This is a genomic window from Streptomyces sp. MK37H (assembly GCF_018035285.1).
GTDB classification, from domain to species: Bacteria; Actinomycetota; Actinomycetes; order Streptomycetales; family Streptomycetaceae; genus Streptomyces; species Streptomyces endocoffeicus.
Genome location: NZ_JAAAYH010000011.1, coordinates 23,254 through 42,718, shown reverse-complemented (window position 1 = coordinate 42,718; position 19,465 = coordinate 23,254). Strand labels below are relative to the sequence as shown.

General features: G+C 69.5%; 17 protein-coding genes and 2 pseudogenes. 7 read left to right on the top strand and 12 right to left on the bottom strand.

What is annotated here, in order from left to right:
• Positions 1-232: 232 nt before the first annotated feature.
• Together GWI24_RS03410 and GWI24_RS03405 are read left to right on the top strand one after the other, a co-directional pair.
• Entirely contained in the window at positions 233-1,207 is a 975-nt protein-coding gene (locus GWI24_RS03410) for a hypothetical protein (RefSeq protein WP_210944399.1), read from the top strand.
• A gap of 56 nt (positions 1,208-1,263) precedes the next feature.
• A complete protein-coding gene (locus GWI24_RS03405) occupies positions 1,264-1,452 on the top strand; it encodes a hypothetical protein (RefSeq protein ID WP_210944398.1) in 189 nt (62 codons plus the stop codon).
• Between the two features lie 316 nt (positions 1,453-1,768).
• Here GWI24_RS03405 and GWI24_RS03400 read toward each other — a convergent pair whose 3' ends face one another.
• On the bottom strand, positions 1,769-2,815 hold the full coding sequence (locus GWI24_RS03400) for a LacI family DNA-binding transcriptional regulator (protein WP_210944397.1): 1,047 nt from the start codon (positions 2,813-2,815) through the stop codon (positions 1,769-1,771).
• 336 nt (positions 2,816-3,151) lie between these two features.
• On the opposite strand from GWI24_RS03400, the pseudogene GWI24_RS03395 reads away from it, so the two are divergent.
• The 4 genes and pseudogenes from GWI24_RS03395 to GWI24_RS03380 all read left to right on the top strand — a co-directional run.
• Positions 3,152-3,461 (top strand): annotated as a pseudogene (locus tag GWI24_RS03395) (phytanoyl-CoA dioxygenase); the annotation flags it as partial.
• A gap of 15 nt (positions 3,462-3,476) precedes the next feature.
• Positions 3,477-4,238, top strand: coding sequence for an SDR family oxidoreductase (locus tag GWI24_RS03390; RefSeq protein ID WP_210944396.1), 762 nt, complete (start codon positions 3,477-3,479; stop codon positions 4,236-4,238).
• Positions 4,239-4,273: 35 nt separating this feature from the next.
• The gene (locus GWI24_RS03385; protein WP_210944395.1) at positions 4,274-5,278 is read left to right on the top strand and encodes a Gfo/Idh/MocA family oxidoreductase; all 1,005 of its coding nucleotides are present in this window, start codon (positions 4,274-4,276) and stop codon (positions 5,276-5,278) included.
• A complete protein-coding gene (locus GWI24_RS03380) occupies positions 5,275-6,294 on the top strand; it encodes a Gfo/Idh/MocA family protein (RefSeq protein ID WP_210944394.1) in 1,020 nt (339 codons plus the stop codon). Before GWI24_RS03385 ends, GWI24_RS03380 begins: the two co-directional genes overlap by 4 nt.
• On the opposite strand, the pseudogene GWI24_RS03375 reads toward GWI24_RS03380, so the two are convergent.
• From GWI24_RS03375 to GWI24_RS03355, 5 genes and pseudogenes are all read right to left on the bottom strand, one after another.
• Positions 6,295-7,308 (bottom strand): annotated as a pseudogene (locus tag GWI24_RS03375) (Gfo/Idh/MocA family protein); the annotation flags it as partial. It lies immediately after the preceding gene.
• A 27-nt stretch (positions 7,309-7,335) separates the two neighbouring features.
• A complete protein-coding gene (locus GWI24_RS03370) occupies positions 7,336-8,238 on the bottom strand; it encodes an ATP-binding cassette domain-containing protein (RefSeq protein WP_210944393.1) in 903 nt (300 codons plus the stop codon).
• Positions 8,239-8,246: 8 nt separating this feature from the next.
• Positions 8,247-9,329, bottom strand: coding sequence for an ABC transporter permease (locus GWI24_RS03365; RefSeq protein ID WP_210944392.1), 1,083 nt, complete (start codon positions 9,327-9,329; stop codon positions 8,247-8,249).
• Positions 9,329-10,336, bottom strand: a complete 1,008-nt coding sequence (locus GWI24_RS03360) for a sugar ABC transporter substrate-binding protein (RefSeq protein WP_210944415.1) — start codon at positions 10,334-10,336, stop codon at positions 9,329-9,331. Before GWI24_RS03360 ends, GWI24_RS03365 begins: the two co-directional genes overlap by 1 nt.
• Before the next feature lie 23 nt (positions 10,337-10,359).
• Complete coding sequence (locus GWI24_RS03355; RefSeq protein WP_210944391.1) at positions 10,360-11,379, bottom strand: sugar ABC transporter substrate-binding protein; 1,020 nt, start codon at positions 11,377-11,379, stop codon at positions 10,360-10,362.
• A gap of 340 nt (positions 11,380-11,719) precedes the next feature.
• Between GWI24_RS03355 and GWI24_RS03350 the strand changes: the two genes are divergently transcribed.
• Positions 11,720-12,529: a GntR family transcriptional regulator gene (locus GWI24_RS03350; RefSeq protein ID WP_210944390.1), complete on the top strand. Its 810-nt coding sequence runs from the start codon at positions 11,720-11,722 to the stop codon at positions 12,527-12,529.
• A 61-nt stretch (positions 12,530-12,590) separates the two neighbouring features.
• Here GWI24_RS03350 and GWI24_RS03345 read toward each other — a convergent pair whose 3' ends face one another.
• The 6 genes from GWI24_RS03345 to iolD form a co-directional block, all read right to left on the bottom strand.
• Positions 12,591-13,439 carry a sugar phosphate isomerase/epimerase gene (locus GWI24_RS03345; RefSeq protein WP_210944389.1) on the bottom strand — a complete coding sequence of 283 codons (849 nt, stop codon included), beginning with the start codon at positions 13,437-13,439 and terminating at the stop codon, positions 12,591-12,593.
• Between the two features lie 157 nt (positions 13,440-13,596).
• Positions 13,597-14,469 (bottom strand): sugar phosphate isomerase/epimerase, encoded by an 873-nt coding sequence (locus tag GWI24_RS03340; protein ID WP_308343409.1) that lies wholly within the window; start codon positions 14,467-14,469, stop codon positions 13,597-13,599.
• Between the two features lie 11 nt (positions 14,470-14,480).
• Positions 14,481-15,428 (bottom strand): NAD(P)-dependent oxidoreductase, encoded by a 948-nt coding sequence (locus GWI24_RS03335; RefSeq protein ID WP_210944387.1) that lies wholly within the window; start codon positions 15,426-15,428, stop codon positions 14,481-14,483.
• 4 nt (positions 15,429-15,432) lie between these two features.
• Positions 15,433-16,650 (bottom strand): Gfo/Idh/MocA family protein, encoded by a 1,218-nt coding sequence (locus tag GWI24_RS03330; RefSeq protein WP_210944386.1) that lies wholly within the window; start codon positions 16,648-16,650, stop codon positions 15,433-15,435.
• 16 nt (positions 16,651-16,666) lie between these two features.
• Positions 16,667-17,461 carry an HpcH/HpaI aldolase/citrate lyase family protein gene (locus GWI24_RS03325; protein ID WP_247615815.1) on the bottom strand — a complete coding sequence of 265 codons (795 nt, stop codon included), beginning with the start codon at positions 17,459-17,461 and terminating at the stop codon, positions 16,667-16,669.
• Entirely contained in the window at positions 17,458-19,428 is a 1,971-nt protein-coding gene (iolD, locus tag GWI24_RS03320; RefSeq protein ID WP_210944385.1) for a 3D-(3,5/4)-trihydroxycyclohexane-1,2-dione acylhydrolase (decyclizing), read from the bottom strand. The genes GWI24_RS03325 and iolD overlap by 4 nt, the downstream gene beginning before the upstream one ends.
• Positions 19,429-19,465: the final 37 nt, after the last annotated feature.

Below are 19,465 nucleotides of genomic sequence, written 5' to 3'. Positions count from 1 at the left end.
GAGATGCCGCGGAGGAGCGGTCTACAGCGGGCAAAGTATGGTGAGCGGGTGCTGGTGCCACGGTGGGTAGTGAGGCAATGCGGGGCGCGCTGACGGATATCCACGTATGTGGCGCGACGGGCAAGGCGGCGCGACCGGCAACGAGCGCGGCCTCTGTCACCTGATGTGCCACTACACTGCGCCTGGCACCACAGGACACACGCCAACTGGCCGAAAGCGAACGGGGAGCGGCATGGCTACGGGGGGATGGGGGCCGGGAAACGGCCCGGGTCAGCCTGGCGGCAACGGACCGGGAGGCCAGGGCGGCTGGGGCGCTCCCTACGGACCACCGCAGGGCGGCCCGTACGGTCCGCCACCACCGAATCCGGGCCCGTACCCGAACCCGAACCACCCTCCGTACCCCTACGGCCCCCAGTCCACGAGGTCCGCCGCCCGGCGCCGCCGCGGCTGCCTGTCGTTCGGCTCTCCCTTCGGGCTCGTCGGCGCGATCCTGCGCTCCGCGCACCGCGTTGCCACCAGGCTCTTCGCGCAGGAGGGCGACAGCCGGATCGAGGACCGCACCGTGGACCGCGTCCAGCTGGCCCGCACGGTGCTCGGCGCCGCCGCCACCATCGCCCTGATCCTCGCCTACAACGTGGATCCGAACCGCTGGGAGGACGCGGCGTACGGCGGTGCCGCTCAACTCATCGTCGCCCCGTTCGTGCTGATCATCGCCGCACCCCTGGTCATCATCGCATTCATCTACTACGCGCCCCCGCACCTGCGGCCGCATCTGCGCTCCCGGCTGCGCGCTCCGCTCAAGGCGGTCGGCTGGTACGTGCTGACGTTGGTCGTGATGGGCGGAATCCTCGTCCCGACGGCCCTGATCGTCGACGCCGACGACGGGAAGAGCTGGTGGGAGTACGTACTGGCCGTCGCCTCGCTGATCGTGATCGTGTGGGGTTTTCCCTTCTTCTTCATGGCGTCGCTGTACTCGGCCCGCAGTGCCTTCAACAGCGCCCAGGTCCACCCGATGCTGCCGCCCGTCCTCACCCTGACGCTGGTGTGGGTGTTCGCGGCCTTCAGCCTGATCGGCGACGGCATGCCGGGGGGCCCGCCCATCGTCCAGTTCTGCTCCACGCTGGGCGGGCCGCTGTCGGTGACCGCTGTCTCGCTGTGGGAACTGCGGCGGATGAGGACCCGTTTCGGCGTCACCCTGCGCGCCTGATCCGGCTTCGGCGGGCCCCGCTCCCAGATGAAGCGCGGACCTTCGGCGAAGGGGGTGTGAGGGTCTGGTTCTACCCAAACGCTGCACGCCACCCGCCCGGCCTTGGCCAGCCGGCGGCGATCCTGATCAACCCGCAGGAACTGGCCGACCTCGAGGATGCCCGGATCCAAGAGCGGGTCGGCTCCTGGTGCTACTTCCTTCAGCTGACGCTGTGGGACGCCTGGAGCCTCAGAACGGCCGTCTGACAGGCCAACCGGTCCCGGTCAACTCCTGGTTCCGAGAACGGCCTTGCGCCCCATTAGGTGCCAGCGCACGGCGTACGCGGCGGTGCCCGCCTGCAGGCACCCGGTAGCCGCCCGGCACCGCGCACCCGCAACCGCGGACCGATGCCCTGACCGACGACGGATCGGCCTACCGTTCCCGCCACTGGCGACGGGCCCGCGCCGAGCTCGCGATCACACCGAAGACACCGCGGGCCCGGACCGGCCCGCCCACACGGCCCACCGGTTGCGCTTCCAGATCATCGGTTCAGTGGCGCCACACCGTGCGCTTGCGTCGAGTTCAGTCGACGACCGCGATGGACGCCGTCCCGGGCGGCATGTTGAACGGCGTGACCGCCTGGATCGCCGAGGGCAGGACTGGGCCGTCGTCGGGGAGTGCCTTGTGGGCCCGCATGACGATCTGGCAGGCACGACGCATGTCCTGACGCAGGTCGTGGTGGAGGACCGCGGACAGGCGGCGCTCGCGCAGCAGCCGGGTGTTGTCGTGGTCGAGGTCGTGGGCGATGAACACCGCACACTCCCGGCCGAGCGCGTCGAAAGCCTCGAGGGTGGCGAGGTTGCCCCCGCCCGCGGAGTAGACGGCGATGATGTCCTCGTCGTGCTTGAGTGCCTCGAGGACGAGATCGTGCTGGGTGGCATCCAAGCCGTCGCTGTCGGTGACCTCCACCAGGAACCGTTTGGGGTGGGCGAGGCGCATGGCGCTGCGGAAGCCCATTTCGCGTTCTTCCTCGCCGCGGAAGGAGCCGCGACTGACGGTGGTGAGCACATTGCCGGGTCGGTTGCCGAGCCACTGTCCGAGCAGGTAGGCGGCGGTGGCGCCGGCTGCGCGGTTGTCGATGCCGACGTACGCCAGGCGCGCGCTGTGGGGCAAGTCGGTCACCAGGGTGACGACGGGGATGCCGGCCGCGACCAGCCGACCGACGGCGGCAGCGACCTCTGGCACGTCCGGTGCCTTGAGGATCACGCCTTTCGAGCCCCGGTTAGCGATCTTGTCCAGGGTCCTGATCAGCTCGGCGGGTGAGCAGCTCTCACGGAAGTGGAAGCGCGAACGCACGACAGCGGGATGCAAGGAGGGCAGTTCGGCCTCGAGCGCCTCGCGTACGGCGGTGGAGAACCGCTCCGGGGCCTGCATCACTATATCGATCATGAAGGTGCGGCCCCCCAGGCGGACCTGACTCTGCTGGCGGTCCAGGTCCTTGATCGCTTCATGGACCTCTCTCATGGTGCTCTCCCGCACACTGCCCCGCTGATTGAGCACCCGGTCGACCGTGGCCGTGCTCAGTCCTGCCTGACGGGCGATTTCCCTGATCGGGTAGGGGTGTCTCATGACTGATCCCAACTGATCTCAACGACTGATGATGGGTTTTTGATGTATCGCTAAGCATTGAATGACGGGTTCAGGTTCTCAACACTGGCAGAAATACACGGACTGCGAAAGGACCCGGGATGTCTCCCATACCCGCGGGAGCTCGGATGGTCGACCGAGGCGGACCGTGGTGTGAAAGCGTTCAGCCCGCTCGTGGAGCAGAGCGCCGACCCCGCCGACCGCCCTTCGGCCGAGCGGGTCGAACAAAACGTTCCGCTCTGCGACAGCGAACAGCTCCGCACGTTCACGGCCGCCCCGGAGCCCGTCGCGATGTGCGGGACGAATGGGTCCGGGCGCCTGTCGCAGATCTGCTCCGCCTTCGGCCGTGCGATGGAGACGGTGGACCGTGAGGCGATGGCGCACGCGGTCCGTCCGGTGTTGCCACGCCGGACGGCCGAGGGGGCCTCTGAGGACTGACCGCGCCGCATGGTCGCCGCCACCGCCGGGGGCTGCCCCTTCCCCGACCAACCTGGACCTCGATCCACCGGTCGACGGTCTCGCCCCGCCCTGGCAGGCGGACACCGTGTGGCAAGCCGCCGACGAGGGCTGTGCCCCCGAGCGGCCGTGCCAGGAGTTGCAGGCGGCCGCCGAGCGCCGCCAGAGCTGAAGGGAACACCGCATCATGGGACTGCTCGAGGACAAGGTCGTCCTCGTCAACGGCGGCAGCCAGGGGGTCGGCGCGGGCATCGTGCGGGCCGCCGTGCGGGAGGGCGCTCGTGTCGTCTTCACCGGCCGCCGGGCCGAGGCGGGCGAGAAACTCGCCGCCGACACGGGCGCGCTCTTCGTACGCGCCGACCTCGCTGATCCGGCTCAGGCGCGCGACAGCGCCGCACCCGCCGTGGACGCTCACGGGCGCATCGACTGCCTGGTCAACGCGGCCGGGCTGACATCACGCGGCTCGCTCCTCGATACCACGCCGCAGCTGTTCGACCAGCACATGGCGATCAATCTGCGGGCGCCGTTCTTCGCGATGCAGGCGGCGGTGGCCGACATGAAGGCCCGCATGGCACCCGGAACCATCGTCAACATCATTTCCAACTGCGCCCACGGCGGGCCGCCCCACCTGGCCCCGTACTCCGCGGCCAAGGCCGGACTCGCCGGGCTGACCCGCAACGCCGCCCACGCCCACCGCTGGGACCGCATCCGGATCAACGGCCTCAACATCGGCTGGACGGACACCGAAGGCGAGGACGCCATACAGCGCGCCTTCCACGGAGCGGGCGACGACTGGCGGGAGAGGGCCGCCCAGGCACAGCCGATGGGCAAGCTCGGACAGGTCGACGAGATCGCCGACTTCGTCGTCTTCCTGCTCTCCGACCGCAGCGGGGTGGTGACCGGCTCGGTCATCGACTGGGACCAGATCGTCTTCGGCGGCCAGGACTGAGCCGCTCTCTCGAAACTGAAGGAAAGAAGAGCCGCATGCGTATAGGCATCATGGGACTGGGCCGGATCGGCGCTTTCCACGCGGAGACGCTCGCCGGGCTGGACGCGGTGGACTCCCTCGTGGTCACCGACCCGGTGGCCGCGGCCACCGGATCGGCCTCGACACGGTTCGGGGCCACCACGGTGGACTCTCCCGAGGCCGTGTTCGCCGCCGGCGTCGACGGCGTCGTGATCGCCGCCGCCACCGACGCGCACCCCGAACTCATCCTCGCCGCCGTGAAGGCAGGCGTCCCGGTCTTCTGCGAGAAGCCCGTGGCCCGCGGCGTCGAGGAGAGCCTGGAGGTGCTGCGCGCGGTGGAAGGCAGCGGGGTCGAGGTGCACATCGGCTACAACCGGCGCTTCGACGCGGGCTGTGTGGCCGCACGCCAGGCCGTGGTGAGCGGCGAACTCGGCGACCTGCACACGGTCCGGTCGACCACCCTCGACCCCGCTCCACCGCCGCCCGCGTACGTGGCCGTGTCCGGCGGCATCTTCCGCGACTGCAGCGTGCACGACTTCGACGTGGTGCGCTGGGTGACCGGCCGCGAGGTGGTCGAGGTGTACGCGACCGGCGGCAACCGGGGCGCGGACCACATCCGTGCGGTGGGCGACGTCGACACGGCGTCCTCCCTGCTCACCCTGGACGACGGCACCATCGCCGTCATCTCCAACTCCCGCCACAACGCGCGCGGTTACGACGTACGCCTGGAACTGCACGGCATGAAGGACAGCATCGCGGTCGGCTTGGAGGACAAGCTGCCACTGCGCTCCGTCGAACCAGGAGCCACCTTCCCGGCCGACACCCCACACCACTTCTTCATGGACCGCTTCTCCGCCGCCTACCGCGCCGAACTCACCGCGTTCACCGAGGTGGTCGCGGGCACCCGGCCGTCCCCGTGCACGGTGGCGGACGCCATCGAGGCGAGCTGGATCGCCGAGGCGTGCACCCTCTCGCTCCGCGAGCACCGGCCCGTAACGCTCGACGAGGTGCGCAAGGGATGACGAACGAACCGCTGCGGATCGGCGTCCTGGGCGCCGCCCGCATCGCCGAACTCTCGGTCGTGGGGCCCGCTCGTGCGGGCGGCCACCGTCTCGTCGCGGTGGCCGCCCGCGACCGGTCGCGCGCCGAGGACTTCGCGGCCGCGCACGGCGTGGAGCGGGTGGTGGGCTCGTATGCCGAGCTCATCGCCGACCCCGAGCTCGAAGTCGTCTACAACCCGCTGGCCAACGGCCTGCACGGGCCGTGGAATCTGGCCGCCCTCCAGGCCGGCAAGCACGTCCTCACCGAGAAGCCGTCCGCGAGCAACGCCGAGGAGGCGGCCGAGGTCCGCGAGGCCGCGGCCAAGGCGGGCACCGCCTTCATGGAAGGCTTCCACTACCTGTTCCACCCGGTCACCCGGCGCCTGCACGAGCTGCTGGACAGCGGGGAGCTGGGCGACCCCCGGCACATCGAGGCCATGGTCGCCATGCCCGCTCCGCCGGACAGCGACGTCCGCTGGTCACTGCCGCTGGCCGGCGGAGCGCTGATGGACCTCGGGTGCTACAGCCTGCACGCGCTGCGCATGCTCGCTCCCTGGGCCGGTGGCGCGCCCCGGCTGGTCACCGCGCGCGGCGGAGAGCGAGCGGGAGCCGAGAGTGTCGATGAGTGGCTGTACGCCGATCTGGAGTTCCCGGGTGGGGCCACAGGCACGGCCAACTGCCATATGGCGTACGACAAGTGGCAGATGAGCTGCCGGGTCGTGGGCACGCGCGGCGAGGCCACGGTGATGAACTTCGTGCAGCCGCACCTGGACGACCGGGTGGTGGTGCGCACAGCCGCCGGTGAGCGCACCGAGGAACTTGGGCGCAGGTCGTCGTACGCCTTCCAGCTCGAAGCCTTCGCGGCCCACGTGCGGGACGGCGCACCGCTGGTTCTGGACGCGGAGGACGCGCTCACCACCATGCGGCTCATCGACGAGTGCTACCAGGCGGCCGGGTTCCCGGTCCGGCCGCGTACGGTGCTTCCGCTCACCGGCTGAGAAGAAGGCGGGCCGTTCGATCAGCTCGACGTCGACGCGCCGCCCCTCCCGCTGGGACAGCACCCCCGCCTCGCACACGACCGCGGCCGCATAGCCGTCCCAGACGCTGGGGCCGGTCGTCTCGCCGCGCCGCGTGGCGTCCACCCAGGTCTGGATCTCGCGGTCGTAGGCGTCCTCGAATCGCTCGAGGTAGTCCGGTGCGACACGGCCACCCCAACGGCCGTCGGTGGTCAGCCGCGGGCCGTGCTCGTCGTCGATGCGTACGGTGCCGCGCTCGCAGACCGCCTCGGCGCACACCTGGTAGCCGTAGCCGCAGTGGCCGAAGATCTCGACGTCGACGAGAGCACCCGACTCGGTTTCGAAGAGCACGAATTGGGGGTCGTTCATACCGGTCGGGGCGTACGACGTCGAGGCCGGTTTGTGCACGGTGACCGCTGTGATCTCCTGGTCGAGGAGCCAGCGGGTCACATCCATCTCGTGCACGACCGAGTCGTTGATGAGCATCTCCTCGGTGAACCACGACGGCATGGCCGGGTTGCGGTGCCGGTGGTGCAGCATCAGCGTCCTGCCCAGCTCCCCGCCGTCGAGGAGCCGCTTGAGCTTCAGGTATTCGGTGTCGTAACGCCGCATGAAGCCCACCTGGACACGCCTGTGCCCAAGCTTCTGTTCCGCCCGCAGGACGCGCAGGGCGGAGGCCGCGTCCGGGGTGAGCGGCTTCTCGCACAGCACCGGCAGGTCACGGCCGAGCGCCTCGAGCAGGGCCGTCTCGTGGGCGGGTCCCGGGGAGGCGATGAGGACGGCGTCCACGTCCTGTGCTTCCATGGCGGCCGTGGGTTCGGTGTACGCCGTGCAGTCCTCGATCGCGGCCGCGAGCGTCTTGGCGCGCTCCGTCTCGATGTCGACGACGGCGGTCACGCGAGCCCCGCTGACGAGATGATGAAGTCTGCGCGCATGGTCCGCGCCCATCTTGCCGGTGCCGACGACGGCAACGCCGAGTGCTCGCTCAGATGGCAAGTTCTGATGCCTCCGTGGTGGGTGTGGTCAGTTGGCCTGAGCTGTGCCGGCCTGAAGTTCGTCGTGTTCGGGGAGTTCCTCGACGTCGACGCCGCGGACCTGCGCCAGCTCGTGTTTGAGGGCCACGAGTTCGGCGCCACCGGCCATGTGGTTGGTCAGCTCCTCGAGCGTGATCTCGCTGCGGGAGGCGGACAGTTCCATCGTGCCCAGGCGCAGCACGCTGAAGTGGTCGCCGACCATGTAGGCGTGGTGCGGGTTGTGGGTGATGAAGATGACGCCCAGACCGCGGTCGCGGGCGGCAGCGATGTACTTGAGCACGACGCCGGACTGCTTGACGCCGAGTGCGGCGGTGGGCTCGTCCAGGATGAGGACGCGGGCGCCGAAGTAGACGGCGCGGGCGATGGCCACGCACTGCCGCTGGCCGCCGGAGAGGGTGCCGATGGGCTGTTCGAGGTTGTCGAGGAAGATGCCCATCTCGCGCAGCTCGTGGTCGGCGGTCTTCTTCATCCGCTCGATGTCGAGGCGGCGGATCGGCCAGGGCCCCTTGGTCATTTCGGAGCCGAGGAAGAAGTTGCGCCACACCGGCATCAGCGGCACGGTGGCGAGGTCCTGGTAGACGGTGGCGATCCCCTTGTCGAGGGCCTCGCGGGGGGTGGAGAAGCGCACCGGGGTGTTGTCGACGAGGAAGTCGCCCTCGGTGTGCCGGTGCAGCCCGGAGACGATTTTGATCAGGGTGGACTTGCCCGCGCCGTTGTCGCCGAGCACGCAGGTGACCTGGCTGGGATAGACGCTCAGGCTCACGCCGTGCAGGGCGCGGACATTGCCGTACGACTTGCCGGCGCCGCGCAGTTCGACGATGGCACCGTCGTTGTCCGGGGCATTGTCCGCGAGGATTGCGCCCTGCGCGCCGGATTCGTTGCTGGATGTCATGGGGTCGGTTACCTCCTCCTGGTCGCCGACTGGCGGACCCACAGATTGATCAGGACGGCGCCGAGCAGCATCACTCCGAGGAAGGCCTTGAACCAGTCGGGATTCCACCCCGCGAACACGATGCCCTGGTTGACCATGCCGAACATGAACGCGCCAAATACCGGGCCGATCGCGGAGCCGTAGCCGCCGGTCAGCAGACAGCCGCCGATGACCGCTGTGGCGATGTAGATCAGCTCCTGGCCCACGCCCTCGCCCGACTGCACCGTGTTGAAGGTGAACAGCTGGTGCATGCCGACGAACCAGGCACCGAAGCCGACCAGCATGAACAGGGAGATCTTGGTGAAGGTCACCGGCACGCCGACCGCCCGTGCGCTCTCCTTGTTGCCGCCGACCGCGAAGATCCAGTTGCCGTACCGGGTGCGCAGCAGGACCCAGGTGGCCAAAGCGGCGAAGGCCAGCCAGTAGAACACGGTGATCTTCACCTGGACGCCGCCGATGCCGAACGAGGAGGCGAAGATCTTCTGCGCCTGACCGAAGCCCGCCATGTCGCTGATGTCGTCGGTGGCCACGTTGCCGGTGACCAGCTTGGCGACCGCGAGGTTGACGCCCTGGAGGGTCAGGAAGGTGCTCAGGGTGACCAGGAAGCTGGGCAGGCCGGTCTTGACCACCATCCAGCCGTTGAAGAAGCCGATCGCCAGCGACACGATCAGCGCCACGAGCACACCCGTCCACACGTTCAGGGTGAGCTGGTAGCTGAGCATGCTGGCGGTCAGCGCAGAGGTGATCACCGCGACACCGGACGACAGGTCGAACTCGCCGCCGATCATCAGCAGCGCCACCGGCAGCGACATGATGCCGATCGTCGACGACTGGTACAGCACGGTGGCCATCGAATCGCCGTCGCGCACCGGCGGGGCGGCGATCAGGAAGAACAGGTACACCGCGGCGGCACCGAGGAAGACACCCACCTCCGGCCGCGCCAACAACCGGATGGCCAGCGGCCGTTCAGATGTGCGGCCGTCCTTTTCACCGGCCTGCGAGGTCGGCGACGGGGAGCCCGTCGCCGGAGCCGTGGTCTGGGTCATGGTCATCACCGGGTTCCCTTCGCGGCGAACTGGGCGACCTTCTCGACGTTGGACTTGTCGACGATGGCCGGGCCGGTCAGCACGGCCTCCGCACCACCGCCGCTGAAGTTGCCGTTTGTCTTGTACAGCCACAGGGCGTCGACCGACAGGTAGCCCTGAAGGAACGGCTGCTGGTCGATGGCCCACTGGATCTTGCCGGACTTGATGGCGCCGACCGCGTCCTTGCTGAGGTCGAACGTGGCGAGCTTGGCCTTGCTGCCCGACTCGGACAACGACTGTGCGGCGGTGGACGCGATCGGGGCGGCGAGGGTCGCAACGAAGTCGATCGAGCTGTCCTGCTTGAGCTTGGCCGTGATCGTCGACTTCACGGACGGCATGTCGGTGCCGTTGACATAGAGGATGTCGGTCTTGCCGGAGAAGGTCTTCTTCAGACCGTCACACCGCTGGGTGAGGCCGATGTTGCCCTGCTCCTGGATGACACAGGCCGTGTGCTTGGCGCCGACCTCGTTGAGCTTCTTGCCGAACGCCTCACCGGCCACCGTCTCGTCCTGCCCGAAGAACTCCAGCAAGCCCAGCTTCTTCCAGGCGCTCACACCGGAGTTGAAGCCGACGACGGGTATGCCGGCCTTCCCGGCCCTGGCAACGGCGCTCTTGAGCGCGTCGGGCTTGGCGAGGGTGACGGCGATCCCGTCGACCTTCTGGTCGATGGCGTTCTGCACCAGGTTGGCCTGGTTGCCGGCGTTCGGGTCGGAGGAGTAGACGAGCTTGACGTTGTCCTTGGCAGCGGCGGTCTGGGCACCCTTGCGGACGATGTCCCAGAAGGTGTCACCGGGCGCGGCGTGCGTGATCAGGGCGACCGTCATGCGGGGTGTGGTGGCCTTGCCGGCCGAGATGTTGTTCCCGGCCTCGTCGGCCTTCTTGCCGCCGGAGCCGCTGGAGCATCCGGCGACCAGCAGGGCGGCCGCCCCCGCGGCAACGACGGGGGTGATTCTGCGGGAACGGGGGTGGGACATTGCCGTGGTCTGGGTCATGGTTGTCACCGGGTTCCCTTCGCGGCGAACTGGGCGACCTTCTCGACGTTGGACTTGTCGACGATGGCCGGGCCGGTCAGCACGGCCTCCGCACCACCGCCGCTGAAGTTGCCGTTCGTCTTGTACAGCCACAGGGCGTCGACCGACAGGTAGCCCTGAAGGAACGGCTGCTGGTCGATGGCCCACTGGATCTTGCCGGACTTGATGGCGCCGACCGCGTCCTTGTTGAGGTCGAACGTGGCGAGCTTGGCCTTGCTGCCGGCGTCGGCGATGGACTGGATGGCGGTCATCGCGAACGGGGCGCCGAGGGTGGTCACGTAGTCGATGGAGCTGTCCGTCTTGAGCTTGGCGGTGATCGTCGACTTCACGGACGGCATGTCGGTGCCGTTGACGTAGAGGATGTCGGTCTTGCCGCGGAAGGTCTTCTTCACACCGGCGCAGCGGGCCTCCAGAGCGACCTGCCCCTGCTCCATGATCACGCAGGTCGTGTGCTTGGCACCGACCTTGTTGAGCCTGCGGCCGAAGGCCTCGCCGGCGATGGTCTCGTCCTGGCCGAAGTACTCGAGCAGACCCTGTTTCTTCCAGTCGTCGACGCCGCTGTTGAAGCCCACCACGGGGATACCGGCCTGTTCGGCCTTGGCAATCGCGCCCTTCACGGCGCCCGGCTTGGCCAGAGTGACCGCGATGCCGTCGACCTTCTGGTCGATCGCGTTCTGGATCAGGTTGGCCTGGTTGGGGCCGTTGGGGTCGGAGGAGTAGACGAGCTTGACGTTGTCCTTGGCAGCGGCGGTCTGGGCACCCTTGCGGATCGTGTCCCAGAAGGTGTCACCGGGCGCGGCGTGCGTGATCAGGGCGACCGTCATGCGGGGTGTGGTGGCCTTGCCGGCCGAGATGTTGTTCCCGGCCTCGTCGGCCTTCTTGCCGCCGGAGCCGCTGGAGCATCCGGCGACCAGCAGGGCGGCGGCCGCCGCAGCGGCAACGACGGGGCTGATTCTGCGGGAATGGGGGCGAGACAAACGGTCCATCTTTCCGGCACCTCACTGTGCGGCAGGGAAGGGAGAGGCGGCTGATCGAGCGAACGCTCCGGATCACATGCCGTTAACACGGCTGTTTCGTATGACGAGATAGAACCGTCACGCCACCCCCAGGTCAACATTTGTAAAGACATCATTTATCCATCAAAGCAAGATGTCAGAACAAATGCTTGACGCTGGTTACGCGTGACCCCTACACCTGACATGGTCAGGAGTATCGTCGCGTCATCCCTTCACTTCCCTGAGAGCTACGAGGTGCAATAACCACGATTGAGCGGGATCGACATTTATCCGTGCCTGAATCCGGCCGCCCGAAAGGAACCCGCACCCGATGAAGAGCCTCCGCCCCGGGCGCCGGAAAGCTGTGGGCAGTACGGCTGGGCTGGGCATCGCCATCGACCGCAAGAGCCCGGTACCGCTGTACTACCAATTGGCCCAGCAGTTGGAGCAGGCCATCGTCCGCGGTCTGCTCCTGCCGGGCGACCTGCTCGATAACGAAGTGGAGATTGCCGAACGGCTCGGCCTGTCACGGCCAACCGTCCGGCAAGGCATCAGCGCCCTGGTCGAGAAGGGGCTATTGGTACGGCGCAGGGGCATCGGCACCCAGGTCGTCCACAGCACGGTCAAGCGCCCGCTGGAGCTCACCAGCCTCTACGACGACCTGGTGGAGGCCGGGCAGACAGCGAGCACACGGGTGGTACGCAACGATGTCGTCCCCGCGTCTGCCGAGGTGGCCACGGCTCTGGGCATCGGGCAGGGCGACAGTGTGGCCCGACTGGAGCGGATCCGGTACGCGAACGGACTCGCCGTGGCAGTCCTGCGCAACTACCTTCCCGGCGACCTGTCGCTCGACCTGGACACCGAACTGCTGGAAACCACAGGTCTGTACCGGCTCCTCCGTGCGGCCGGCATCGGTCCGCACAGCGCGCATCAGGCGGTCGGCGCCCATACGGCCACTGCCGAGGAGGGCGAATGCCTCGGGGAACCCGCGGGTGCGCCGCTGCTCACCATGCGGCGGACGGCGTACGACGCCGACGGGGCGGCCGTGGAGTACGGCACGCATCTCTACGACGCCACGCGGTATGTGTTCGAGTTCCAGCTGCTGGTACGGGGGGAGTGGGTTGCACCCGACGCGCGGTGAGCGGGTGAAAACAGGGGTGGTGAGGACGACCGTGATTCCGTCCTCACCACCCCTGCGGCTCTTACTTCAGGAGCGCCGCGGCAGTCCGGTACGCCGCTTTGGCAGCATCCCTCACCGGCAGCGCACGGTGCGTGTCCGAGAGGATTTCCACTCCCCAGGGACCGGACCAACCGGCCGTACGGAGCGCTGCGATGATCGCCGGCAGGTCGAAGGAGCCCTCCCCGCACAGGCGGCGGTGCCGGACGGTGTCCTCGAAAAGGCTGCCGACGACCTGGCTGTCGGCGTCGTTGAGCTCCACGCCCACGATGCGCGAACCCGGTACGTCCGCCAGCTCGGCCGGTGGAGTGTGGGCGCGCTCGGTGTGCCAGACGTCGATGATGACGCCGCCTGCCGGGTGGCCGGCGGCCTCGACGAGCCGGAGTCCGTCGTGCACGGTCTTGAGATTGGACCAGGGCAGGAACTCGACCCCGACCCGGGCACCCACGGCGTCCGCCTGGGCCGCCAGCGCGGCGAACTCCTCGGCCCAGACGTCGAGGTGCAGCGGTCCGTCCTCGACATCGCCATGGATCTTGATGTGGTGTGCGCCGAGCGCCTCGGCGGCCTCGAGGAGGTCCCGGCGGACGGCGTCCGACGCGGCCCGCCGGGGCCCGTCGGCCCACCAGTCGGCGAAGGCTTCCAGTTCGATGTGGGCGAGGCCGTTGTCCGAGAATATCGACCGGATGCCCGCGAGCCCGTACTCGCGCTCGGCCACCAGCAGGTCCGCGTGCACCAGCCCGAAGCCCTGGAACCCGGCGGCGCTCGCCGCTTCGGCCCGTTCCCGAAGGCTCAGTGGACTGCTCTGGTCATTCCTGTCGGGAGCGGCGTCGCCCGCAGTGGTCCAACATGTAGCCAGCAGCTGCTCAGCAGTCATTTCCATTTCCCGCATTTCTCATGTTCGGAAAGGGGCCGACGCGCCAACCATGGCAATGCCAAGAATGGAGACGAAGTTGCCTCGCAATTCTTGGGCGCCCTGCACACGCTGGTCAATCCCCGGGGAGCCATCAAAAGTACATCAGACTGGTATACGGTCAGGCGACGCCGCGCAGCATCGAGCGTAGATGCTCGGCGCTGGCCCACACGTCGTCGACCGGCCCCTTTTCCTTGGGCTCCTCGGTGAGGATGGTGTCCTGTTCCAGGACGTACCAGCCGTCGTATCCACGGGCGGCGAGGTGCGTGATGATGGCCTGTACGTCGACGTCGCCCGCGCCGAGCGGGCGGTACATGCCCTCGCGGACGGCCTCGGTGTAGGCGAGGCGACCTGACTGGACCTTGGCGGCGAGGGAGGCGTCCACGTCCTTCATGTGGGTGTGGGCGATCCGCTCGGGTGCCTGGCGGGTCAGCTCGGCGGGGTCGGTGCCGCCGATGAGCAGATGGCCGGTGTCGAGGCAGAGGGAGATCGCCGAGTGCTCCAGGACGCGCCGGACCTCGTCGCCGTTCTCGATCATCGTGCCGACATGCGGGTGCAGGACGGCGCGTACGCCACGTTCGGCGGCCAGGGCCGTCAGGCGGTCGAGGTTGGACAGCAGCCGCTTCCAGCCGTCCTCGTCGAGTTCGGGGCGGGAGTCGTAGCCGTCCTGCCCCGTGATGGCCGACAGCACGAGTACGTCCGCGTTCGAGGCCGCGTAGCTCTCAAGGAGCCGGTCCACCTCGGGCAGCGGGTCGTGTCCGGGTACGTGCAGCAGCAGCGGGGTGAAGCCGCCGACCGCGTTCAGGTCGTGGTGGGCGAGGGTCTGGGCCATGGCCTCGGGCTCACCGGGCAGGAAGCCCTCGGGGCCGATCTCGGTAGCGGCCAGGCCGACCTCGCGCATCTCCTTCAGTACGCGTTCGGGCCTCAACTGGTGGCCCCAGCCGGGCACTTCACACACACCCCAGGAGATGGGCGCGCCGGCGATCCTGTTCACGGGTGGGATGGTCATGCCGTGACCTTTCGGTGGTTCCAGTCGGGGTTGGCGACCGCGGCCGGCCGGCGGCCCGCGAGGACGTCTTCGACACCGCGGGCCGCGTCGACGAACGTCAGGGTCATCGCCCGCCGCGTCATGCCCATCAGGTGAGGGGTGAGAACGACGTCGGGGTGGTCGAACAGCGGGTGGTGGAGGGCGGGCTCGGGGTCGAACACGTCCAGTCCGACGCCCGACAGACGGCCCGACTCCAGTGCGGCCAGGGTGGCGTCGGAGTCGAGCAGGCCGCCGCGGCCGCAGTTGATGAGGACCGCTCCCGGTTTGACGCGGGCCAGCAGTCTTTCGTTCACGAGGTGCCGGGTGCCTTCGGTGAGCGGGGCGTGCAGGGTGAGCACGTCGCTCGACTCGGCGAGTTCGCCCAGGTCGGCGCAGGCGAACTCGGGCGGCGGGGGGCTGAACGGGTCGTAGGCGAGGGACCGCATCCCGAACGCGGCGGCGAGTTCGCCGACCCGGCGGCCGATGCGGCCGTAGCCGACGATCCCCAGGACGGCGCCGTCCAGGTCGCCGATCGGGACGGCGCCCCGCTCGGCCCAGCGGCCGTCCCGTACCAGTTCGGTGAGCGGTCGCAATCGCTTGGTCAGGTGCAGAGCCATGGCGAACACGCCCTCGGCGACGGCGCGGCTGCCGGCGTTCGGGGTGATGACCACGGGGATACCGCGGGCGGAGGCCGCCGCGACGTCGACCAGGTCGACTCCGACGCCAGTGCGGGCGATGACCCGCAGCCGTGGGGTCCGACGCAGGAAGTCCTCGTCGACGCGCCGGTCGGCGCGGACGATGGCGCCTTCGGCGACCGCGAGGTCCGCGGGTGCCGGATCGGTGACGAAGGTGACCCGGTCGCCGAGGACGGGGGTCACCGTGTCGGCGTCGACGGGGCCGAGAGCCACTACGACGTGCTCGGACATACGATCAACTCCGCACCGGATGACCGAAGTTCGCGCCCGCCACCGCGGGCACCGGCTGCCAGGAACCGCTCTCCGCGGAGGCCGCGGCCGCCGTGATCACCTCGGCGACGGCGTGGGCGTCCTCGATCGTCGAGTTGCGGTGCTCGATGCCGGCCACGGCGGCGAGGAACTTCTTGGCCTCGATGACCTTCAGATCGTCGTAGCCCATGCTGTTGCCGGGGCCGGGCTGGAAGCTGGCGTAGTCGCCCATGTGGCCGTTGCTGAGCACGGTGGTGTAGCCCTGGTGGGGGCCGCTCCGGCCGAGGGCGACGCGCAGTTCGTTCATGCGCTCGAAGTTCCAGGTGACGGAGCCGTCGGTGCCGTAGATCTCGAAGCCGATGCCGCACTGCGGGCCGACGATGACGCGGGACGCCTCCAGGGTGCCGACGGCTCCGCCGTCGAAGCGGACCAGGGCGGCGGTGTAGTCGTCGTTCTCCACCTGGGCCATCTCGCCGTCCTCGATCACCGCGAAGTGCGTGCCGGAGCCCATGGGCAGGATCGGGCGCTCGGTGTAGACGGTGCTGGTCAGCGCGGAGACCTCGTTGATCGGGGCCACGACGTAGGCGACGAGGTCCACGACGTGGCTCATCAGGTCACCCAGCGCGCCGTGCCCGGCCAGATCCCGCTTGAAGCGCCAGGACAGGGCGCCCTTGGGCTCGGAGGCGTAACCGGAGAAGAAGGTGGCGCGCACGTTGGTGATACGGCCGAGCCGCCCCTCGGCGATCAGTTCGCGTGCCCGTTCGACCGCGGGGGCGTGCCGGTAGTTGTAGCCGATGGAGGTGACCACGCCGCTCGCCTGAGCCGCGGCGGCGACCTCCGCGGCCTCCTCGGCGCTGCGCCCGACCGGCTTCTCGATCCAGAACGGCTTGCCGGCCTTGGCGGCGGCGATGCCGATCTCGTGGTGCACGATGTTCGGCGCGCAGATCGACACGACCTCGACGTCCGGGTCGTCGAGGACGGCACGGTAGTCGGTCGTGGCCTTCTCGTAGCCGAGGACGTCACGGGCGTAGGCCGCGCGGTCCTCGGCCGTGTCGGCGGCGTGCACGAGCCGGGGCTTGATGCCCAGCTCCGGGTAGACGGAAGGCAGCGCCTGATAGGCGCGGCTGTGCAGCTTGCCCATCCAGCCGACGCTGATCAGTCCGACGCCGATCTCGCGTCCGGCGCCCGAGGTGGTGGCGGTCATGAGTGTCTCCTGATGGTCACAGGGCCTGGGTCCGGGCCTCGCCGAGCGCGGCGGACAGGGCGGCGGCGAGCAGGGTCGAGTCGGAGCCGATGGCGATGAACGTCCAGCCCTCGGCCCGTTTGGCGGCCGCGGCAGCCCCGTCGGGGACGAGGAGCCCGCACGCCTTGCCGTGGTCGGCGGCGGCCTTGCGGACGCGCTCCAGAGCCTCCCGGTAGACCGGGGCGGCGAACTCGCCCGGCACGCCGAGGTCGTGGCTGAGGTCGCGGGGGCCGACGAACAGCACGTCGACGCCGTCCAGCGCCGCGATCGCCTCGACCTCCCCCAGCGCGCTCGCCGACTCGATCTGCACCACGCCGAGGATCTCCCCTTCACGGTCCAGGGCCGCGGTGTCGAGTCCGAAACGGCAGGCCCTGTTGTAGGTGGCGACGCCCCGGTCCCCTGCGGGCGGGTACCTCAAGTGCCGTAGTGCTTCCCGGACTTCGGCCGCCGTGTCCAGGCGCGGCAGCATGATCCCGGCAACGCCCAGGTCGAGGACGCGGCCGATGCGTATACGGGCCGCGGACTCGACGCGGACGACCGTCGGCACGCCGTAGGCCGCCGCGGCCGGGACGGTCGTACGGACCTGCTCCTCGCCCCCGGCGCCGTGTTCGAGGTCGAGCAGGAGCCAATCTGCTCCGGCGGCGGCGCACACCTCGGCCGTCACCGGGGAGGCGAGGCCGACGAAGGTGCCCAGGGTGGCTTCCCCGACGGCGAGCCGAGCGCGCAGGCGGCCATGGTCGAGGGGTGAGTGGTCCAGAAGCGGGGGATTCATCCGTACCACCTCTGGGACGCCAGGCCTTCTTCGTACTCCCGGCGCAGCTGGGCCACGGTCTCCTGCTCGGAGACCTCGGCCGGGGCCACGTCCCACCACGCCCCGGCACCGGGCAGGTCGGCGTGCGGGATCACGGGCACGACGAGGACGACGGGACCCTCGTGGCCGCGGGTCTCGGCCAGTGCGGCACGCACCTCGTCGGCGGTGGTGGCACGCAGCGCGCGGGCGCCGAGGCCGGCGGCGGTCTGCACGAGGTCGACCTGGAGGTAGTCGCCCGCCAGACGGGCGGGCTTGTCCGAGCCCATCTCCAGGCCGCCGTCGCGGTAGCGGAACTCGTTGCCGAACTCCCGTCCGGTGCGGACCATTTGGAGGCGGTGGATGACCTGATACCCGTGGTTCTCCGGGATCACGATCGTGACCGGGAGCTTCTCCTGCGCGGCCGTGACCAATTCGGTCGGATTCATGAGGAAGGTGCCGTCGCCGAGCAGTGACAGCACCCGCTTCGACGGGTCCGGCTCGGCGAAGCGGACGCCGATCGAGGCGGGCAGTTCGTATCCCATGCAGGAGAAGCCGAACTCCAGGTGGGCGAAGCGGCCTTCGGTGGCGTCCCACACCTTCAGCAGGTCGCCGGGCGGGCCGCCCGCGGCGGCGATGATCGTGTCACCGGGCCGGGCCTGCTCCTGGAGCAGGCCGATCAGCTGGCCCTGGGTGAGGGCCGCGCCGGTGCCGCGTACGACGTCGGAGCCGTCGGGCAGCGACGCGAAGTCGAAGGGCGTGTCCGGGTCGAGCGCGGCGGCACGCTGCTCGCGCCACCGCTCGTCGAGGGTGCGGACCCTCTCCTGCCAGGCATCGGACGTCGTGGTGCCGTGTCCGCGTACGGCGTCGGCGAGCGCGGTCAGGGCCCGCTTGGCGTCGGCCACGATGCCGGTCGCGCCCAGGCGGCCCGCGTCGTGCACGTTGACATTGATACTGGCGAACCGCACGTCCGGATTCTGGAAGACGGAGTGCGAGGCGGTGGCGAAGTCAGTGAGGCGTGAGCCCACGGTGAGCACCACGTCGGCCTCCCGGGCCAGGGCGTTGACGGCCGGGGTGCCCTCCAGGCCGATGCCGCCCAGCTGCCACCAGGCGCGGCGCTGGAGGGCGCCCTTGCCCGCGAACGTCTCGGCGACGGGGATCCCCGCCGCCTCGGCAAGCGCCTCCAACTCCTCGCCGGCCCCGGAGTACACGACCCCGCCACCGGCGATGATCAGCGGCTTCTCGGCCTCGGCGAGCATGCGGGCCACCGCCGCGACCTCATCGGTGTCCGGCGCGGGGCGGCGGATCGGCCAGTCGCGCTCGGTGAAGAACTCCACCGGGTAGTCGTAGGCGTGGGACTGGATGTCCTGCGGGAGGGAGACGACGACCGCTCCGGTGTCCACGTCGGTGAGCGCGCGCATCGCCGCGGGCAGTGCGGTCAGGAGCTGTTCGGGCCGGGTGATGCGGTCGAAGAAGCGGGAGACGGGCCGGAAGGCGTCATTCACCGAGGCGTCGGCCTCGACGGGGTGCTGCAACTGCTGGAGTACGGGGCCCTGGTGGCGGGTCGCGTAGGTGTCGCCCGGCAGCAGCAGAACGGGCAGCCGGTTGACGGTGGCGAGTCCCGCGCCGGTCACCATGTTCAGGGCGCCCGGACCGATGGAGGCGGTGACGGCCAGGGTGGCGTGCCGCCGAGTGGCCTTGCCGTAAGCGGTCGCGATATGGACGAGTGCCTGCTCGTTGCGGCCCTGGACGAACGGGAGTTGATCGCTGAGCTGGTCGAGGGCCTGGCCGAGCCCGGCCACGTTTCCGTGTCCGAAGATGCCGAGCGCGGCCGGGACGAGTCGGCGGCGGTGACCGTCGGCCACGGAGTACTGCCGGGAGAGGTAGGTGACGACGGCCTGGGCGACGGTGAGGCGCACCGTGCCCTGCGGCTGTGGCGTCCGGTCAGTCATGGGTCGGCTCCTGATCGGGGTGTGTGCGGGAGAGGGC

Coding starts and splice junctions, on each gene's coding strand:
- GWI24_RS03410 (WP_210944399.1), top strand. CDS start 233: ATGGCTACGGGGGGATGGGGGCCGGGAAACGGCCCGGGTCAGCCTGGC.
- GWI24_RS03400 (WP_210944397.1), bottom strand. CDS start 2,815: ATGAGACACCCCTACCCGATCAGGGAAATCGCCCGTCAGGCAGGACTG.
- GWI24_RS03390 (WP_210944396.1), top strand. CDS start 3,477: ATGGGACTGCTCGAGGACAAGGTCGTCCTCGTCAACGGCGGCAGCCAG.
- GWI24_RS03385 (WP_210944395.1), top strand. CDS start 4,274: ATGCGTATAGGCATCATGGGACTGGGCCGGATCGGCGCTTTCCACGCG.
- GWI24_RS03380 (WP_210944394.1), top strand. CDS start 5,275: ATGACGAACGAACCGCTGCGGATCGGCGTCCTGGGCGCCGCCCGCATC.
- GWI24_RS03370 (WP_210944393.1), bottom strand. CDS start 8,238: ATGACATCCAGCAACGAATCCGGCGCGCAGGGCGCAATCCTCGCGGAC.
- GWI24_RS03365 (WP_210944392.1), bottom strand. CDS start 9,329: ATGACCATGACCCAGACCACGGCTCCGGCGACGGGCTCCCCGTCGCCG.
- GWI24_RS03360 (WP_210944415.1), bottom strand. CDS start 10,336: ATGTCCCACCCCCGTTCCCGCAGAATCACCCCCGTCGTTGCCGCGGGG.
- GWI24_RS03355 (WP_210944391.1), bottom strand. CDS start 11,379: ATGGACCGTTTGTCTCGCCCCCATTCCCGCAGAATCAGCCCCGTCGTT.
- GWI24_RS03350 (WP_210944390.1), top strand. CDS start 11,720: ATGAAGAGCCTCCGCCCCGGGCGCCGGAAAGCTGTGGGCAGTACGGCT.
- GWI24_RS03345 (WP_210944389.1), bottom strand. CDS start 13,439: ATGACTGCTGAGCAGCTGCTGGCTACATGTTGGACCACTGCGGGCGAC.
- GWI24_RS03335 (WP_210944387.1), bottom strand. CDS start 15,428: ATGTCCGAGCACGTCGTAGTGGCTCTCGGCCCCGTCGACGCCGACACG.
- GWI24_RS03330 (WP_210944386.1), bottom strand. CDS start 16,650: ATGACCGCCACCACCTCGGGCGCCGGACGCGAGATCGGCGTCGGACTG.
- GWI24_RS03325 (WP_247615815.1), bottom strand. CDS start 17,461: ATGAATCCCCCGCTTCTGGACCACTCACCCCTCGACCATGGCCGCCTG.
- iolD (WP_210944385.1), bottom strand. CDS start 19,428: ATGACTGACCGGACGCCACAGCCGCAGGGCACGGTGCGCCTCACCGTC.